This window comes from Nocardia sp. NPDC059228, from assembly GCF_042754245.1.
In the GTDB taxonomy this organism is placed as follows: domain Bacteria; phylum Actinomycetota; class Actinomycetes; order Mycobacteriales; family Mycobacteriaceae; genus Nocardia.
In genome coordinates this window covers 52,573-68,108 of the sequence record NZ_JBHZAL010000007.1, presented here as the reverse complement: position 1 = coordinate 68,108, position 15,536 = coordinate 52,573, and the positions used below count along the sequence as shown (strand labels likewise).

Annotated in this window: 15 protein-coding genes; 9 read left to right on the top strand and 6 right to left on the bottom strand. The window is 68.2% G+C overall.

Going from position 1 to position 15,536, the window contains the following annotated elements; genetic code table 11:
- The first annotated feature begins 1 nt into the window (after position 1).
- The 6 genes from ACFXKA_RS14110 to dgoD are packed head-to-tail and all read left to right on the top strand — an operon-like array spanning position 2 to position 5,685.
- Positions 2–1,069: an ABC transporter permease gene (locus ACFXKA_RS14110; protein WP_379427512.1), complete on the top strand. Its 1,068-nt coding sequence runs from the start codon at positions 2–4 to the stop codon at positions 1,067–1,069.
- A gap of 16 nt (positions 1,070–1,085) precedes the next feature.
- Positions 1,086–2,042: an SMP-30/gluconolactonase/LRE family protein gene (locus ACFXKA_RS14105; RefSeq protein WP_379427511.1), complete on the top strand. Its 957-nt coding sequence runs from the start codon at positions 1,086–1,088 to the stop codon at positions 2,040–2,042.
- The gene (locus ACFXKA_RS14100; protein ID WP_379427510.1) at positions 2,032–2,694 is read left to right on the top strand and encodes a bifunctional 4-hydroxy-2-oxoglutarate aldolase/2-dehydro-3-deoxy-phosphogluconate aldolase; all 663 of its coding nucleotides are present in this window, start codon (positions 2,032–2,034) and stop codon (positions 2,692–2,694) included. The genes ACFXKA_RS14105 and ACFXKA_RS14100 overlap by 11 nt, the downstream gene beginning before the upstream one ends.
- Positions 2,691–3,770, top strand: a complete 1,080-nt coding sequence (locus ACFXKA_RS14095) for a sugar kinase (protein ID WP_379427509.1) — start codon at positions 2,691–2,693, stop codon at positions 3,768–3,770. The genes ACFXKA_RS14100 and ACFXKA_RS14095 overlap by 4 nt, the downstream gene beginning before the upstream one ends.
- A 17-nt stretch (positions 3,771–3,787) precedes the next feature.
- A complete protein-coding gene (locus ACFXKA_RS14090) occupies positions 3,788–4,543 on the top strand; it encodes an SDR family NAD(P)-dependent oxidoreductase (RefSeq protein ID WP_379427508.1) in 756 nt (251 codons plus the stop codon).
- Positions 4,540–5,685, top strand: a complete 1,146-nt coding sequence (gene dgoD / locus ACFXKA_RS14085) for a galactonate dehydratase (protein ID WP_379427507.1) — start codon at positions 4,540–4,542, stop codon at positions 5,683–5,685. The genes ACFXKA_RS14090 and dgoD overlap by 4 nt, the downstream gene beginning before the upstream one ends.
- Before the next feature lies 1 nt (position 5,686).
- Here dgoD and ACFXKA_RS14080 read toward each other — a convergent pair whose 3' ends face one another.
- Positions 5,687–6,604, bottom strand: a complete 918-nt coding sequence (locus ACFXKA_RS14080; protein ID WP_379427506.1) for a DUF4436 family protein — start codon at positions 6,602–6,604, stop codon at positions 5,687–5,689.
- 123 nt (positions 6,605–6,727) lie between these two features.
- Between ACFXKA_RS14080 and ACFXKA_RS14075 the strand changes: the two genes are divergently transcribed.
- On the top strand, positions 6,728–7,381 hold the full coding sequence (locus ACFXKA_RS14075; RefSeq protein WP_379427505.1) for a TIGR00645 family protein: 654 nt from the start codon (positions 6,728–6,730) through the stop codon (positions 7,379–7,381).
- Positions 7,382–7,443: 62 nt separating this feature from the next.
- Here the strand turns inward: ACFXKA_RS14075 and ACFXKA_RS14070 are convergent, their stop codons facing one another.
- From ACFXKA_RS14070 to ACFXKA_RS14050, 5 genes are all read right to left on the bottom strand, one after another.
- Positions 7,444–8,340, bottom strand: a complete 897-nt coding sequence (locus ACFXKA_RS14070; RefSeq protein WP_379427504.1) for a CHAD domain-containing protein — start codon at positions 8,338–8,340, stop codon at positions 7,444–7,446.
- Positions 8,341–9,297 carry a prolyl aminopeptidase gene (gene pip, locus ACFXKA_RS14065; protein WP_379427503.1) on the bottom strand — a complete coding sequence of 319 codons (957 nt, stop codon included), beginning with the start codon at positions 9,295–9,297 and terminating at the stop codon, positions 8,341–8,343.
- Positions 9,297–9,770 (bottom strand): hypothetical protein, encoded by a 474-nt coding sequence (locus ACFXKA_RS14060; RefSeq protein WP_379427502.1) that lies wholly within the window; start codon positions 9,768–9,770, stop codon positions 9,297–9,299. Before ACFXKA_RS14060 ends, pip begins: the two co-directional genes overlap by 1 nt.
- 168 nt (positions 9,771–9,938) lie before the next feature.
- Positions 9,939–10,793, bottom strand: coding sequence for a 3-methyl-2-oxobutanoate hydroxymethyltransferase (gene panB, locus ACFXKA_RS14055; RefSeq protein WP_379427501.1), 855 nt, complete (start codon positions 10,791–10,793; stop codon positions 9,939–9,941).
- A gap of 184 nt (positions 10,794–10,977) precedes the next feature.
- Complete coding sequence (locus ACFXKA_RS14050; protein ID WP_379427500.1) at positions 10,978–12,117, bottom strand: S1C family serine protease; 1,140 nt, start codon at positions 12,115–12,117, stop codon at positions 10,978–10,980.
- Positions 12,118–12,410: 293 nt separating this feature from the next.
- Between ACFXKA_RS14050 and ACFXKA_RS14045 the strand changes: the two genes are divergently transcribed.
- Together ACFXKA_RS14045 and ACFXKA_RS14040 are read left to right on the top strand one after the other, a co-directional pair.
- Positions 12,411–13,937 carry an alpha/beta hydrolase gene (locus ACFXKA_RS14045; RefSeq protein WP_379427499.1) on the top strand — a complete coding sequence of 509 codons (1,527 nt, stop codon included), beginning with the start codon at positions 12,411–12,413 and terminating at the stop codon, positions 13,935–13,937.
- A gap of 73 nt (positions 13,938–14,010) precedes the next feature.
- The gene (locus tag ACFXKA_RS14040) at positions 14,011–15,351 is read left to right on the top strand and encodes a glutamine synthetase family protein (RefSeq protein ID WP_354838380.1); all 1,341 of its coding nucleotides are present in this window, start codon (positions 14,011–14,013) and stop codon (positions 15,349–15,351) included.
- The last annotated feature ends 185 nt before the right edge of the window (positions 15,352–15,536 follow it).

Here is a 15,536-nt window from a genome sequence, read left to right as displayed (position 1 = left end):
CATGACCGACCAACGAATCGACATGAATACGGAGACAGCGGTTTCCGCGCCGACACCCGTGTTCGCCCGCTACCTCGGTGGTTTGACCGCACTCACCCCGCGCCGGGTGGTCCGGTTCATCGGCACCGGCAATCTCAGCCTGATCGGCGCGCTGGTCGTGGTCGTGGCGATCTTCGCCTGGCTCAACGACGGCTACCTGGATCCGCGCAATATCGCCGGAATCGGTGACGCGGTCACGGTTTTCGGGCTGCTCGCCGTCGTGCAGACCGTGGTGATCATCTGCGGCGCCCTGGATATCTCGGTCGGCTCGCAGGCGGGTGTCGCCTCGGTCGTCAGCGCCATGGCCTTCACCTCGGCAGGGAGCAATGCCTTCGCCGGGATCCTGGCCGCGATCGGTGTCGGACTGGTGCTGGGCCTGGCGAACGGCATCATCATCGTCTACGGCCGGGTCAACCCCGTCATCGCGACGTTGGCCACGCTGGCCGCGTACAAGGGTCTGGCCCAGTTGATTTCGGGCGGCAAGGCGCAGGGCTTCGTCCTCGACAACGATGTGTTCATCTTCCTGGCGCGCGGCAAAATCCTCGGGCTGCCGGTGCCGGTGATCGTCCTCGGCCTGGTCGCGTTGGGCGTGCACGTGCTGCTGAAGTACACCGACATCGGACGCAACATCTACGCCATCGGCGGAAACGACACGGCCGCGCGACTTTCCGGCATCAACATCAACAAGTACCTGATCGCGGTGTACATGCTGGCGGGCGTGGTCGCGGCCATCGCGGGCATCATCCTGACCGCCCGCACCGGATCCGGCCAGCCGGTCTCCGGTAGCGAGGGCCTCGAACTCAAGGCGATCACCGCGGCGGCGCTGGGCGGCTGCGCCCTCAAGGGCGGCAAGGGCACGGTCGGCGGCACGCTGCTCGCCGTCATCCTGCTCGGCGCGCTGGACAACGGCCTGAACGTGGTGGGCGTCAATACGTTCTGGCAGAACGTCGCCCAGGGCTCGCTGCTGGTCGCGGCCGTGGTGATCCAACAGCGGCGCAGCGGCGAACGCGCCGTCGGACTGCCCACATAGCGGGCCGGAGCTCACCATGAACACTCTCAGGGCACACGTGTGCGCACCCCCGCCCGGCCGCCTGTGCGAGGGGCCCGTCTGGGACCCGCGCACCGGGGAACTGCTGTGGGTGGACATCCGCGGCGGTCACATCCACCGCGCCACCCTGACCGGCAGCACCCCCGACCTCGCCCCCCGGGCGACCATCAGCCTCGACCCGCCGGTCAGCGCGGTACTGCCGTGCGCCTCCGGCGGACTGCTGGCGGCGATGGGAGACACCATCTTCCGCGTCGACAGTTCTGTCGCCGCTGAGCGCTCGTCCGAGAAGTCTCCGGGCGGAACATTCGCTCAGCCACTCAGCCCGGTCGTCACCCTGCCGCTCCCGGACGACGGAGTGCGCCGTCGCCTGAACGACGCCAAGGTCGACCCGCGCGGCCGGCTGCTCGTGGGCACCATGGCCGAATCCGACGACGGGGCGGGCAGCGCCGGCCTCTACCGCCTCGATCCGGACGGCACTCTGATCACCCTCCGCACGGGCGTGACCATCTCCAACGGCCTCGGTTGGAGCCCCGACGGCCGCACCCTCTACTACGCGGACAGCCCCACCCACCGCGTGGACATTTTCGACTACGACCTCGACACCGGAACCCTCAGCGAGGGAAGGTCATTCGCGCGCTTCCCCGACGGCGAGCCGGACGGCCTGACCGTGGACGCCCAGGGCAACGTCTGGATCGCCGTCTGGGGCGCAGGCCAAGTCCGCGCCTTCGACCCCTCCGGCAACCTCCACACCACAGTCGAAGTCGGGCCCTCCCAAGTCTCGAGCTGTGCCTTCGCCGGACCCGACCTGGACGTTCTGGTGATAACCACCGCGGCCGAAGGTGGAGCCGCACGAGAACCCGGCGCGGGCCGGCTGTTCGCCTGTGTCCCCGGAGTGATCGGCCTGCCTTCGACGCCGTTCGCAGACGAGAGGCTGGTCTCCGCCGATGGCCGATGACACACCGCGGACCTCGCCCGCCGGCGCAGAGGCGGATCCGATATTCGCCGACCCGTTGCGGGCGGAAATTCCGATCATCGCGATTCTGCGCGCGCCCAGCGCTGACAGGTTCGCGGAGGTGACCGCTGTTCTGCATGACTCCGGAGTCACCGCGGTCGAATTCACGCTGACGACCGCCGGGGCGTTGGATGCCCTCCGTGAATGCGCGGGCATGGCGCATCCCACCGGAGTCGGCACCGTGCTCACCGCAAAGGATGCGGCGCTCGCGGTCGAGGCGGGGGCCGCGTACCTGATCACCCCGGCGGTGATCGAGGAAGTGATCGTCGAGGGCCGCCGGCTCGGTGTGCCGGTGGTCTCGGGTGCGTTCACGCCCACCGAGATTCATCGGGCCTGGACGGCGGGAAGCTCCATGGTCAAGGTGTTTCCGGCCGCCGTCGGCGGACCGGGATACATCAAAGCTGTTCGTGCGCCGTTGCCCGATATCCCGCTGGTGCCCACCGGTGGAATCGGGCTCGGTGCGGTCCGCGCGTATCTGGATGCGGGGGCCGCAGCACTGGGGATCGGATCGCCGCTGATCGGGGACGCTTGTGCCGGTGGCGATCTCGACGCGCTGCGGGAGCGCGTGCTCCTCGTTCGGGACCAGCTGTCATGAGGGGCGGACTGGTAACGCTCGGGGAGGCGCTCGGCGTGGTGGCGGCGACCGACCCCGGTCCGCTGGCCCCCGGCGCGTCCATGCGGATGGATTTCGCCGGGGCGGAGGCCACCGTCGCGATCGGCGTGCGGCGGCTGGGGCACGAGAGCGCGTGGATCGGCAGTCTGGGCGCGGACGCCGTGGGCCGGATGATCCTGGAACGCTTGCGTGCCGAGCAGGTCGACGTTTCGCACTGCCGTATCGATCCGGAACTACCCACCGCGCTGATGCTGCGCGAACGCCGCACGGCCGACCGGACCCGGGTCACCTACTACCGGCGCGGGCTGGCGGGTTCCCACTTGTCGGTGGACGAGGTCGACACCGCCCGGATCGCCGCCGCGGGCGTCTTGCACATCACAGGAATCACTCCCGCCCTGAGTGATTCGGCGCGTGCCGCGGTGGATTCGGCCGTCGCCATCGCGGTCGATGCGGGCGTGCCGGTGTCCCTGGATGTCAACTATCGCCGTGCGCTGTGGACGCCCGCCCGAGCCGCCACGGAGCTGGCCGAGCTGGTATCGCGGGCCGACATCCTCTTCGCTGGACTGGACGAGGCGGCCCTGCTTCTGGGGGGTGAACGCTCCGACGCGCCGATGGGCGGCTCGAATACACCGACTATTTCGGTGAAAAACATTGTGGGCCAACGCATTGCGCCGGACATCTCGGTGGGTGCACGAACCACGGCGCAGCCGGGCCCGGACGTGGCAACAGAGTACTTGGTGTCAGCGGCCGAATCGCTTGCGGCCCGGGGCCCCTCGGAAATCGTACTCAAGCTCGGGGCCGGCGGGGCGGTGGCCTGGGCCGGCGGGGCGTTTCTCCGCGAGGGCCCGGTGCCGGTGACCGCGGTCGATCCCATCGGTGCCGGGGACGCGTTCGTCGCCGGGTATCTGGCGGGGCTGCTGGACGGCGGATCTGTGTCGGAGCGTTTGCGATTGGCGTCCATCTGCGGTGCGTTCGCGGTCTCGGTGCCGGGGGATTGGGCGGGGCTGCCCTATCGGAACGAGCTCGGGCTGCTCGATGGGGCCGATGTTCAGCGATGAGGACGAAGGGGAAGAGCATGTGTCGTCTGACGGACCGGGTCGCGGTCGTCACCGGGGCGGCCTCGGGGATCGGGGCGGCCACGGCGCGGCGGCTGGCCGCCGAGGGGGCGGCGGTCGTCGTCGCGGATATCGATCAGATCGGTGGGCGTGAGGTGGCGGAGAAGATTCGGGCGATGGGGGCGCAGGCCGAATTCCAGTGGTGTGATGTGACTCTCGAGGAGTCGTGGGACGCGTTGCGGGCGCGGGTGAACGATCGGTTCGGGCCCCTGGATTTCCTGTGCAGCAATGCTTCTCGGCAGGCCATCGTGCCGGCACACGAGTTGAGCAGGCGGCAGTGGGACGACGGGCTCGCGGTCAATCTGACGCCGCTGTTCCTGGGCGTGCGGGCATTCATCGACGACCTGCGGGCCCAGCGTGGCAATGTGGTCGCGGTATCCAGCGTGCACGCCCAGTTCGGGCTGCCCGGGTATCCGGTCTATGCTGCGGCCAAGGGCGGGCTGACCGCCCTGGTGCGGCAGCTTGCGGTCGAGTACGGGCAGGACCGGGTGCGGGTGAATGCCGTGCTGCCGGGGCCCATCCTGACGCCCGTGTGGGACGACGTGGATGCCGAGGGGCGCGAATTATCCGCTCGGGCAACGGTGCTGGACCGGCTGGGCGCGCCGGAGGAGGTGGCGGCCGCGGTCGCCTTCCTCGCCTCCGACGACGCCTCCTTCATCACCGGCGCGAACCTGGTCGTCGACGGTGGCTGGAGCGTGCGAAAGGAATCCCGGTGAAGATCACCGCACTCACCACCTACCTGGTCGCGCCACGCTGGTGCTTCCTGCGCATCGACACCGACGAAGACGTCACCGGCTGGGGCGAGCCCGTGATCGAGGGCCGCGCCCACACCGTGGCCGCCGCCGTCGAAGAATTGTCCGACTACCTCGTCGGCAAGGACCCGATGAGCATCGAGGCACATTGGCAGACCCTCACCAAGGGCGGCTTCTACCGCGGCGGACCCATCCTGTCGAGCGCGGTCGCCGGTATCGATCAGGCCCTGTGGGACATCACCGGCAAGGCGCTCGGCGTACCGGTGTGGCAGCTGCTCGGCGGTGCGGTGCGCGACCGGATCCGCGTCTACAGCTGGATCGGCGGCGACCGCCCCGACGATGTCGCGGCCACCGCGCTGGAGCGAAAGGCCCAGGGCTTCACCGCGATCAAGATGAACGCCTCGGCCGAACTGGAGCCGATCGACACACCCCGAGCGACCCTGGACATCGTCGACCGGGTGGCCGCCGTGCGGGAGGCGACCGGCGACGACTTCGATATCGCCGTCGACTTCCACGGCCGCCTGTCCGTCGCCATGGCACGGCGCGTGCTGCCCTTGCTGGAGCCGTACCTGCCGTTCTTCGTCGAGGAACCGCTGGTGCCGGAGGCCGGTGACCGCCTCGGCGAGATCACCAGCGGCACAGCCATTCCCATCGCGACCGGCGAGCGGCTGTATTCGCGGTGGGACTTCCTCCCGGTGCTCGATCGCGGTGTCGCCGTGGTGCAGCCCGACCTGTCCCACGCGGGCGGCATCTCCGAGGTCCGGCGCATCGCCGCACTGGCGGAGGCCCGCGATGTCGCCCTGGCCCCACACTGCCCGCTCGGTCCGATCGCCCTGGCCGCCTGCCTGCAGGTCGGCTTCGCCACCCCGAATCTGCTCATCCAGGAGCAGAGCCTGGGCATCCACTACAACACGGGCTCCGACCTGCTCGACTATCTGATCGACCCAACGGTTTTCGACTACCGCGACGGCTACGTCGGCCTGCCGCGCGAACCCGGCCTCGGCCTCCGCATCGATGAGCGTGCCGTCGCCCGCGCCGCCGAGACCGGGCACCGCTGGCGCAATCCGATCTGGCACCGCAGGGACGGTTCGCTCGCCGAATGGTGAATCACCGCTGCGGCGTGAGCATTCGGAATTGATCGGTCGGATGCTGCGTGTCCGCTTCTTCCTCGCGTTCCTTCGCCATTTCGACGCGGTAGCCGACGATCACGGTGCCCACCAGGGCCGCCGAGATAATGCCCTCCGCGATGAAGAACGATGTGAAATCGATGATCGACCCGATCGGTGCACCACCCGGCACCGCATTGCGCAACGGCACCAGCGCGAAAAGCAGTGCGCCCATCATGGATACGGCCGGAAACATCAGACCGCGCTTACCGGCCAGGACGTAATAGCAGGCGATGGCCGCGGCCAGGGCCAGACCCAGCATGAGGATCATGATGAACAGGGCGAAGGTCAGCGACGGGACGGACCGGGCGGCGTGCAAGCCGAGATCGATGCCGTTGTCGGCGCCCGATTCCGGTTGCTCGCTCACCGCGAACAGCGTGTCTCCGCTGGCCACGGTAGCGGCGGTGGGCAGGCGCCGGTCGCCGCTGAACACATCGAAGGCCAGCACCGCGTCATAGGCGTCGAACGGGTAGTCGGTGAGCGTTCCCTCCACCACGACCTTCACCTCGGCTGCGGAAATCGGTTCGCCCGCTTTGATTTTGATCGGATCGGCTTTGAGCGCCGAGGTGTAGATGACGGTGTCGGCGGCGAAATTGCCGTTCTTGTCCGCCAGCGCGCCACGCGGGGTGGCCAGTACCTCGACGGTGGTGGTCTGGGTGACCGGGTCGATCTTTGCGACCCAGATGCCCAGGTCCACCCGATCCCTGACCGCCGTATTGCCGAAGGGATGCGAGGCCTCCGCCCGCGTCCGGCCCACCTCGTAGGTGGACAGCGCGAGCACCAGGCCCACGATGAGCGCCGCCGCGATCGCGACCAGCCACAGCGGGCCGCGGCGTTTCTGCTGAATTCCGTGTTGCACGCGGCGAACCTATCGGCGCGCACATCAACGATCGATCAGGAAGACATCAATTCCCGAGCGGCGCGCACAGCCGTGATCGATTACTGATCGGTGCTTGATTTCGCGCGTGCTGTATTGAGTCCCATGGCTTTTCCATACCCGAACGCGAATTCCCCCGAGGTCGCCCAGCAGCGCAGTCTGGGCTATTTCATCTTCCTCAGCCGCTGGCTGCAGCTACCCCTGTACCTGGGTCTGATCGTGGCGCAGGCCGCGTACGTGTGGCAGTTCCTGCGCGAGCTGTGGGATCTGGTGCACGGGCTGTTCGCCGACGGCAATGTCGAGACCAGCATCATGCTGTCGGTGCTCGGGCTGATCGACGTGGTCATGATCTCCAACCTGCTGATCATGGTGATCGTCGGCGGCTACGAGACCTTCGTGTCGCGCCTGCGCATCGACGGGCATCCGGATCAGCCGGAGTGGCTGGCACAGGTGAACGCCAATGTGCTGAAGGTGAAGCTGGCCATGTCCATTGTCGGCATCTCCTCGATCCACCTGCTGAAGACGTTCATCTCCATCACCACGGACACCGATCCGGGCGCGCACAGTGCGCGCTACCTGTGGCCGGTGCTCATCCACCTGGCATTCGTGGTTTCGGCGGTGCTGCTGGCCTGGATCGACCGCATCATGCCGCACGCGGCACACAAGGAGCACCCACACGGGGAGTCGGCCGCCGCGGCCCAGAGCGCACCTTCCGGCGGGTGGGCGCACGAGGATCACGCGGCCTTCCGCAGCAACTAGGCACGGGCGACACCGCTGGTCATTCCGCCTGCGCGCGACCGGGATCCGCCCGGGGGCAGCGCTCAGCCGAGCGGGCGGTGCCGCAGGAATTCGGCGGCGTCGGGGTACTCCTCGAGCGCCTTGGCCGCCGCCGCCTCTTCGGCGTCGCAGAGCCGCTGATAGCCGGACTCGCCGGCGTCGGTGGCATACGTGCGCAAGGTTTGCAGAGCTTCCACCGCGTCCCGGTGATCGCCGAGCACCGTCTGCAAGCGCTTGGCCTTCTTGCCGAGCTCGTCGGCCGGTTCGCCCAGCACCGCGGTCGCGGCTTCGGCCGAATAGCGCAGCCGCTTGGCGGCTTTGCGGATGTCGTGCAGATGCGCGACGCGTTCGTCCCCGGACAAGCCCGGTTCCGTGCGCACCAGACGGTGTAGGTCGCGGAAGTCATGGCGCAGGACTGCGGCGAAGACCTGCTCGGCGGGCTCGTCGGCGCGCGCGGCGCGTAGCGGGGGATCGGCGATCAGACCGTGGAGCCGGTCGAGGAGGGCGTGATAGCGGCGGCCGCCGAAAGCCTCGACCACAGCCCGGTGCGCACCGGCGTAGATCCGCCGCTCGTCGGCGACCAAACGTGCGCCGAAATCCTTTCGCGGAGTGGTCTTCTCACCCAGCGGCACGGTCTGCTCGTCGAACGGCACCCCGGTGTCGCCGAGCAGCGCGGCGAACCGTTCGGCCCGCACCTCGGCGTCGCGCGCCACCCCGAGCAGTCCGGCCAGCCAGCGCAATTCATCGGTGATCTCGCCGACCGGCTTGCGCCGCAGCACCCGGCGGTAGGACTTGAGGACGCTGCGCAGTCGCCGGGTGGCCACCCGCATCTTGTGCACCGAATCCGGAAGGTCCTGGCGCACATCGGGTTCGGCGGTACACAGCCGGTCCACATCGGCGGCTACGGCGTCGACCAATGCGGGACCGGCTGTGGTACTCATCTACATCCTGTACTTGTCCGTGGCCTCCACCAGATGGTGGGTGATGCCGGGTTCGAGAGCGGCGTGGCCGGCGTCGGGCACCAGGTGCAATTCCGAACCGGGCCAGGCCCGATGGAGATCCCAGGCGCTGGTGGCTGGGCACACCACGTCGTGGCGGCCCTGCACGATGACGCCGGGAATGTGGGCGATGCGCCCGATGTCGCGCAGCAGCTGCCCCTCGTCGAGGAAGCCGTGATTGACGAAATAGTGGTTCTCGATGCGTGCGAAGGCCAGCGCGAAGCGCGGGTCGGCGGTTTCGGCGACCCGTTCCGGGTGGGGCAGCAGGGAACTCGTGGCACCCTCCCAGGTGGACCACGCGACGGCCGCGTCGGTGGCAAGGGCGGCATCGGGGGAGTGCAGCAGGCGGTGGTAGACCTCGATCAGATCCTGCCCGCGTTCGGCTTCCGGCACCGGCGCCAGGAACTTCTCCCACTCATCGGGGTACACGTACCCCGCGGAGCCATTGTAGTACCAATCGATTTCCTTGCGCCGCAACAGGAATATCCCGCGCAGCACCAGTTCGGTGACCCGGTCCGGATGGGCCTGCGCGTAGCTCAGCGCCAGCGTCGAACCCCAGGAGCCGCCGAACACCAGCCACTGCTCGACGCCGAGATGCGTTCGCAGCCTTTCGATATCGGCGACCAGATGCCCGGTGGTGTTGTGCTCGAGGCTCGCCCCGTCCGCGATGTGCGGCGTGGACCGGCCGCAACCCCGCTGATCGAACAGGACGATGCGGTACGCCTCGGGATCGAAGAACTGGCGGTGATACGGCGACGTGCCGCCGCCGGGGCCGCCGTGCAGGAAGACCGCCGGCTTGCCGTCCGGATTCCCGCTCACCTCGTAATAGAGCCGCTGACCGTCGCCGACGTCCAGCATGCCCTGCGCGTAGGGCTCGATCGGCGGGTAGAGGGTGCGCATCAGCCGGCCGCCAGGCCCGAGGCCAGATCCGGGATCTCGATCGCGGAGAGGGCCTGATCGCGCACATCCGGACAGGCCTTGGTGGTGATCTGGTCGACCAGGCCCCGATTGCTCGGCAACTGCAGCAGGAAGCCGTTCTGGGTCGCCCACTGGATCACGGTCGCGTTCAGCGAGATCTTGTCCATGGTCGGGGTCTGCACCCGCCAGTCCGACAGTTGCGGCCGGATCAGGTCGCACAGCTGCTTGGCCGCCTCGTCGGAGACGGTCAGCCCCGAGCCGCCGCCCGCCGACGTGGTCGGTCCGCCCGTGGTGGTCGGCTTGCCCGGCGTCGAGGAGAGCGGCGAGGAGGAGCTCTGCGGCTGAGTCGAGCCCGTCGAGGAGTTGCCCCCGCAGGCCGCGGTCAATGCGACGGTGGCCACCGCCACGACCAGTAGTGGCGCCCGCCGAATCCAGCGACTCGTTCCACGATCCATGAACTTCCCTTTGGTCGATCCAGCTCGTTGGACTCCGAGTCTGCCACCAAAAGTTCGCAGTGGACCGAGATGATCGGCGGCGAATAGATTCCAATAGCCGACCGCTATGAAAGAAACGCCCCCGCGGTCCTCGCGGGGGCGTCCTCGATCACTGCGCGGCCGGGCGGCTCAGTAGCTGTGCTCCGGACCCGGGAACACGCCGCGCCGCACCTCGTCGGCGTAAGTGGCTGCGGCGGTACGCAATTGACCGCCTACATCCGCGAACTGCTTGACGAACTTGGCGGTCTTGCCGCCGGTGTAGCCGACCATGTCCTGCCAGACCAGCACCTGCGCATCGCATTCCGCGCCGGCGCCGATGCCGACGGTCGGAATGGTCAGCTTGCGGGTGACCTGCCCGGCCAGCTCGGCGGGCACCATCTCCATGACCACCGAGAAGGCCCCGGCCTCCTGCACCGCGATGGCGTCGGCGACGAGCTGTTCGGCCCCGTCGCCGCGGCCTTGCACCCGGAACCCGCCGAGGGTGTTGACGCTCTGCGGGGTGAACCCGATGTGCGCCATCACCGGAATACCGGCGGCGGTCAGCTTGTGGATGGTGTCGGCCACCCGCTCGCCGCCCTCCAGCTTCACCGCGTGCGCGCCGCCTTCCTTCATGAACCGGACGGCCGTGGCCAAGGCCTGCTCGGGGGAGGACTCGTAGCTGCCGAACGGCAGATCCGCCACCACCAGCGCGTGCGGCGCACCGCGCACCACGCCGCGCACCAGCGGGATGAGCTCGTCGACGGTGATCGCGACCGTGGTGTCGTAGCCGTACACCACATTGGCGGCCGAATCGCCGACCAGCAGGACCGGAATCTCGGCCTCTTCGAAGAGCCGGGCGGTGGAGTAGTCGTATGCGGTGAGCATGGACCAGCGCTCACCGGCCTGCTTCATCTGCTGCAGGTGCTGCACTCGCGTCTTCCGCCGGGCGGGAGTCTTCGGCGCCGCAGACCCGTACACAGGGGTTTCCGCATCGGATACGGACATCATCGTCCCTTTCGTCGTTCCTCGAGGCCCATGACCGGGTCCCCGGGTTGTTCTGACGAATGTCAGTCTGCCATTCCGGCCGCTCCCGGCAGGGATGCAATTCCTCACACCGCAGGCAGATGAGAGACACCGTGCGCAGAGCAAGAGGCGAGGGACGCACCCCTCGCCTCTTTCCCGCTACTCGCTAGCCGATCGGGCCCTTACCCAATTGGACCTGGGCCGACCGGGACTGGCCGGTCTGGTCGGTCCACTTCAGGGTGACGGTGTCGCCCGGGTGGTGCTGATCCATGGTCGAGGTGAGGTCGTTGGCCGAGGTGACCGCGTGGTCGTCGACGCCGGTGATGACGTCGCGGGCCTCGAGACCTAGCTGGTCCGCCGGGCCGCCCTGGACCACGCCCCGGATCTGCGCGCCGCCGGAGACCGAGCTGACCGAGACGCCGATGAACGCGGTGTCGCCGATGTGCACGCGATCCGAGGCCTGGCCGGCCTCGATCTGCTTGGCCACCGACAGCGCCTTGTTGATCGGGATCGCGAAGCCCTCGCCGCCGCCGATGCTGAAGCGGAAGCCCTTGGAGGCGGCGGTGTCCATGCCGATGACCTGTCCGGCCGCGTCGACCAGCGGGCCGCCCGAATCCCCGGGTTCGATATTGGCGGCGACCTGGATGAGCCCGGTCAGCTGCTCGGAGCTGCCGGTGGAGTCGTCGCTGGCGGTGATGGCCCGGTTCAGGGCGGTCACCTTGCCCGCGGCCGCGGTGGGCGTGCCGCGTCCACCCGCATTGCCGACGCCGGCCACCGTGTCGCCGACCGCCACCTTGTCCGAGTCGCCGAGCGGCGCGGTCTGCAGACCGGACGCACCAGTCAGTTTGATGACCGCCATGTCCTCACTGCGGTCGAAGCCGACCACGGTGGCGTCGTAGGTCCGGCCATTGCCCAGATCAGTGACCGAGATCCTTGTCGCGCCCTCGACCACGTGGTTGTTGGTCAGCACGTAGCCGTCCGAACCGATCACGATGCCGGTGCCCGCGCCCTCACCGTTCTGCAGCCCCAGCTCGGTGTTCACGTCCACGATGCCCGGCACCACGCCCTGCACGGCGGCGTCGAGATCGGCCGGGGGCGTGGTGAAGTCGATCGGCTGGCTCTGGGTGACGCCACCCGGCGAGTGTGCGATCGGGCTCCCCGGCAGCGTCGACGGCCCGCAGGCCACCAGGCCCAGGGTGGCGGCCAGCGCCACTGCCGCGGCGGCCGCGGCCCGGATGGTGCGTGAACGCGATGAACCGGATCCGGCCGCGGCGGACCGATTCGGCGAATGTGGTTGCACGGTCATGGCATCCCTCATCACTAGAGCCCCCAGGTCACCTTCCATTAAGCATGCCGTTTCTGAGAGCGGACTGGGGACTTACCGTGTGAACGCCCACGTACTCGGTGGTCTCGGCTCCGAACCTCTACCGTTGCCGAATCCGTGCCATGCGTGACGTTTCGCACAGCGGTGGCGAGCGCGATGTACACAGCGGTGACGGCCGCAACGTGAACAACAGTGCGGCCGGAATGTAAACGGAGAGATATATGGACCGGACGAGGGGTGCGAGGGTGATTTCGGCGGGATGGCACGATCGTGGGATGGCGTTGATGCGAACCGGCCGGGTCGTGCTCCTGGTGACGGCGTTGGCGATGACCGCGGCTGCGTGCACCAGCGTGGTGGACGGCAAGCCCACCGCGAGCACACCGGTGGGGATGGATTCCTTCTACAACCAGACCCTGACCTGGGGCAGCTGTGCCGATTACAGCGAAGACGAGATGCCCAAGAACTCCGAGTGCACGCGGGTCACGGTGCCGGTCGACTACGCCGATCCCAACGGTGCGACCGCCAAGATCGCGATCTCGCGGGTCCGGGCCACCGGCAACAAGATCGGCTCGCTGCTGCTCAACCCCGGCGGTCCCGGCGTGACCGGACTGAACATGGTCACCCTCGGTGACAGCACCCAGTTGGCCGAACGGTTCGACCGGATCGGCTTCGATCCGCGTGGCATCGGCGCGTCGCAGCCGGCCATCAAGTGCATGACCGCGGCCGAGGACGACGCCCAGCGCGCCGAGCCCAACAAGGACAACTCGCCCGCGGGCATCGCGGCCGCGGAGAACGAGAACAAGGACTTCGCCGGCAAGTGCGTCGAGCGCACCGGCAAGGACTTCCTGGCCCACGTCGGCACCCGGGAGGTCGTGCAGGACATGGACGTGATCCGGGCGGCGCTGGGTGATCAGAAGCTGACCTACCTGGGCTACTCCTACGGCACCCGCCTCGGTTACGCCTACGCCGAGAAGTTCCCCGACCACGTGCGCGCGCTGGTGCTCGACGGCGCGCTGGACCCCGAGCAGGATCCGGTCAAGGAGTCGGTGGCGCAGGCCGCCAGCTTCCAGAAGGCCTTCGACGCCTACGCCGTGGACTGCGCGGCCAAGGAGAAGACCAACTGCCCGCTCGGTGATGACCCGGGACAGGCCACCAAGAAGTTCCGCTCGCTGGTGGATCCGCTGTGGGACAAGCCGGTTCCCACTCAGGACCCGCGCGGTCTGCACTACGGCGACGCCATCACCGGTGTGCAGCAGACCCTCTACTCCAACCGCCTGTGGCCCGCCCTCACCAAGGGCCTGCGTGAACTGGCCCAGGGCAGCGGCGACACGCTGCTCGCCCTCGCCGACATGTACGACGGCCGTCACGACGACGGCACCTACGACAACAGTTCCGACGCGTTCAATGCCATTCGCTGTGTCGACGACCCGGCCATTACCGACCGGTCCATCGCAGCCAAGCAGGACGCCGACTACCGCCGCGTCGCACCCTTCCTCGACGACGGCCACGGCAGCAACGCCGCGCCGCTGGAGCTGTGCGCCATCTGGCCGGTCCCGAATACCAGCGCGCCGCACAAGCTTTCGATCCAGGGACTGCCGAAGACCGTGGTGATCTCCACGACCGAGGACCCGGCCACCCCGTACCAGGCCGGTGTCAACCTGGCGCAGCAGCTCGGCGCGTCGCTGATCACCTACAAGGGCACCCGACACACCGTGTCGCTCTCCGGAGTTCAGTGTGTCGACGACCCGGTGATTTCGTATCTCGTTGATCTGAAAGAGCCTGCGGCGGGCCTCACGTGTTGAGTGGGCACGACTCGCCGCGCCTCCTGACGTTCATGTAACACGGATTTAACTCCAGGACCCTACGCTCGCGGTCATGGACCGTCAGAAGGAATTCGTGCTCCGGACGCTCGAAGAACGGGATATCCGATTCGTGCGACTGTGGTTCACCGATGTCCTGGGGTATCTCAAGTCTGTCGCGATCGCGCCCGCCGAGCTGGAGGGCGCTTTCGAGGAAGGCATCGGATTCGACGGTTCGGCCATCGAGGGGTTTGCCCGGGTCTCCGAGGCGGACATGGTGGCCAAGCCGGATCCGTCCACCTTCCAGGTGCTGCCGTGGTCCACGTCGAAGGGACACCAGCACTCGGCGCGCATGTTCTGCGATATCGCCATGCCGGACGGTTCGCCGTCCTGGGCCGATCCCCGGCACGTGCTGCGCCGCCAGCTGAACAAGGCCGGTGACCTGGGCTTCAGCTGCTATGTGCACCCCGAGATCGAGTTCTTCCTGCTCAAGCCGGGCCCGCACGACGGCACGATGCCCGTTCCGGCCGACAATGGCGGCTTCTTCGACCAGGCCGTGCACGACGAGGCCCCGAACTTCCGCCGCCACGCCATCGACTCGCTGGAATCCATGGGCATCTCCGTGGAATTCAGCCACCACGAGGGCGCGCCGGGCCAGCAGGAGATCGACCTGCGCTACGCGGACGCGCTGTCCATGGCCGACAACGTCATGACCTTCCGCTACCTGATCAAGGAAGTGGCAATCGACGAGGGCGTGCGGGCCAGCTTCATGCCCAAGCCGTTCGCCGACCACCCGGGTTCGGCCATGCACACCCACATGTCGCTGTTCGAAGGCGAGCAGAACGCCTTCGCCGACCCGGACGACCCGGACAACCTGTCGGAGACCGCGCGCGCGTTCATCGCGGGCATTCTCGAGCACGCGCACGAGATCTCCGCGGTCACCAACCAGTGGGTGAACTCCTACAAGCGCCTGATCCACGGCGGCGAGGCGCCGACGGCCGCCTCCTGGGGCCGGTCGAATCGCTCTGCGCTGGTGCGGGTTCCGATGTACACGCCGAACAAGTCGGCCTCTCGTCGCGTCGAGATCCGCAGCCCTGACAGCGCCTGCAACCCGTACCTGGCCTTCGCGGTGCTGCTGGCCGCGGGTCTGCGCGGCATCGAGAAGGGCTACACGCTGCCGCCGGAGGCCGAGGACGACGTGTGGTCGCTGACCAGCGCCGAGCGTCGCGCCATGGGCTTCCGCGAACTGCCGGCGTCGCTGGACGAGGCGCTCAAGGCCATGGAGAAGTCCGAGCTGGTCGCCGAGACGCTGGGCGAGCACGTCTTCGACTTCTTCCTGCGTAACAAGCGCCGCGAGTGGGCGGGCTACCGCGCCCAGGTGACGCCCTACGAGCTGAAGGAATACCTCGGGCTGTGACATTTTGCCCTCCGCTTCGCTCCGGGCGGTTCGCGGCCCTGTGACCTCGGCCTTCCCTCCTCCGCTCCTCCGCTTCGCTCCCACGCTCCGTGAGTCCAGGCCGAGGCGGGCCGCGAACTCTGGGTGGAGTGCCCTCGGGATTTGCGGAACCGGGGCGGGTGCATTCAGGAGTCGAACCGGCTGCG

Excerpts from the sequence above, each read along its gene's own strand:
- ACFXKA_RS14110 (WP_379427512.1), top strand. The coding sequence starts at position 2 with ATGACCGACCAACGAATCGACATGAATACGGAGACAGCGGTTTCCGCG.
- ACFXKA_RS14105 (WP_379427511.1), top strand. The coding sequence starts at position 1,086 with ATGAACACTCTCAGGGCACACGTGTGCGCACCCCCGCCCGGCCGCCTG.
- ACFXKA_RS14100 (WP_379427510.1), top strand. The coding sequence starts at position 2,032 with ATGGCCGATGACACACCGCGGACCTCGCCCGCCGGCGCAGAGGCGGAT.
- ACFXKA_RS14095 (WP_379427509.1), top strand. The coding sequence starts at position 2,691 with ATGAGGGGCGGACTGGTAACGCTCGGGGAGGCGCTCGGCGTGGTGGCG.
- ACFXKA_RS14090 (WP_379427508.1), top strand. The coding sequence starts at position 3,788 with ATGTGTCGTCTGACGGACCGGGTCGCGGTCGTCACCGGGGCGGCCTCG.
- ACFXKA_RS14075 (WP_379427505.1), top strand. The coding sequence starts at position 6,728 with ATGGCTTTTCCATACCCGAACGCGAATTCCCCCGAGGTCGCCCAGCAG.
- ACFXKA_RS14070 (WP_379427504.1), bottom strand. The coding sequence starts at position 8,340 with ATGAGTACCACAGCCGGTCCCGCATTGGTCGACGCCGTAGCCGCCGAT.
- pip (WP_379427503.1), bottom strand. The coding sequence starts at position 9,297 with ATGCGCACCCTCTACCCGCCGATCGAGCCCTACGCGCAGGGCATGCTG.
- ACFXKA_RS14060 (WP_379427502.1), bottom strand. The coding sequence starts at position 9,770 with ATGGATCGTGGAACGAGTCGCTGGATTCGGCGGGCGCCACTACTGGTC.
- panB (WP_379427501.1), bottom strand. The coding sequence starts at position 10,793 with ATGTCCGTATCCGATGCGGAAACCCCTGTGTACGGGTCTGCGGCGCCG.
- ACFXKA_RS14050 (WP_379427500.1), bottom strand. The coding sequence starts at position 12,117 with ATGACCGTGCAACCACATTCGCCGAATCGGTCCGCCGCGGCCGGATCC.
- ACFXKA_RS14045 (WP_379427499.1), top strand. The coding sequence starts at position 12,411 with ATGGCGTTGATGCGAACCGGCCGGGTCGTGCTCCTGGTGACGGCGTTG.
- ACFXKA_RS14040 (WP_354838380.1), top strand. The coding sequence starts at position 14,011 with ATGGACCGTCAGAAGGAATTCGTGCTCCGGACGCTCGAAGAACGGGAT.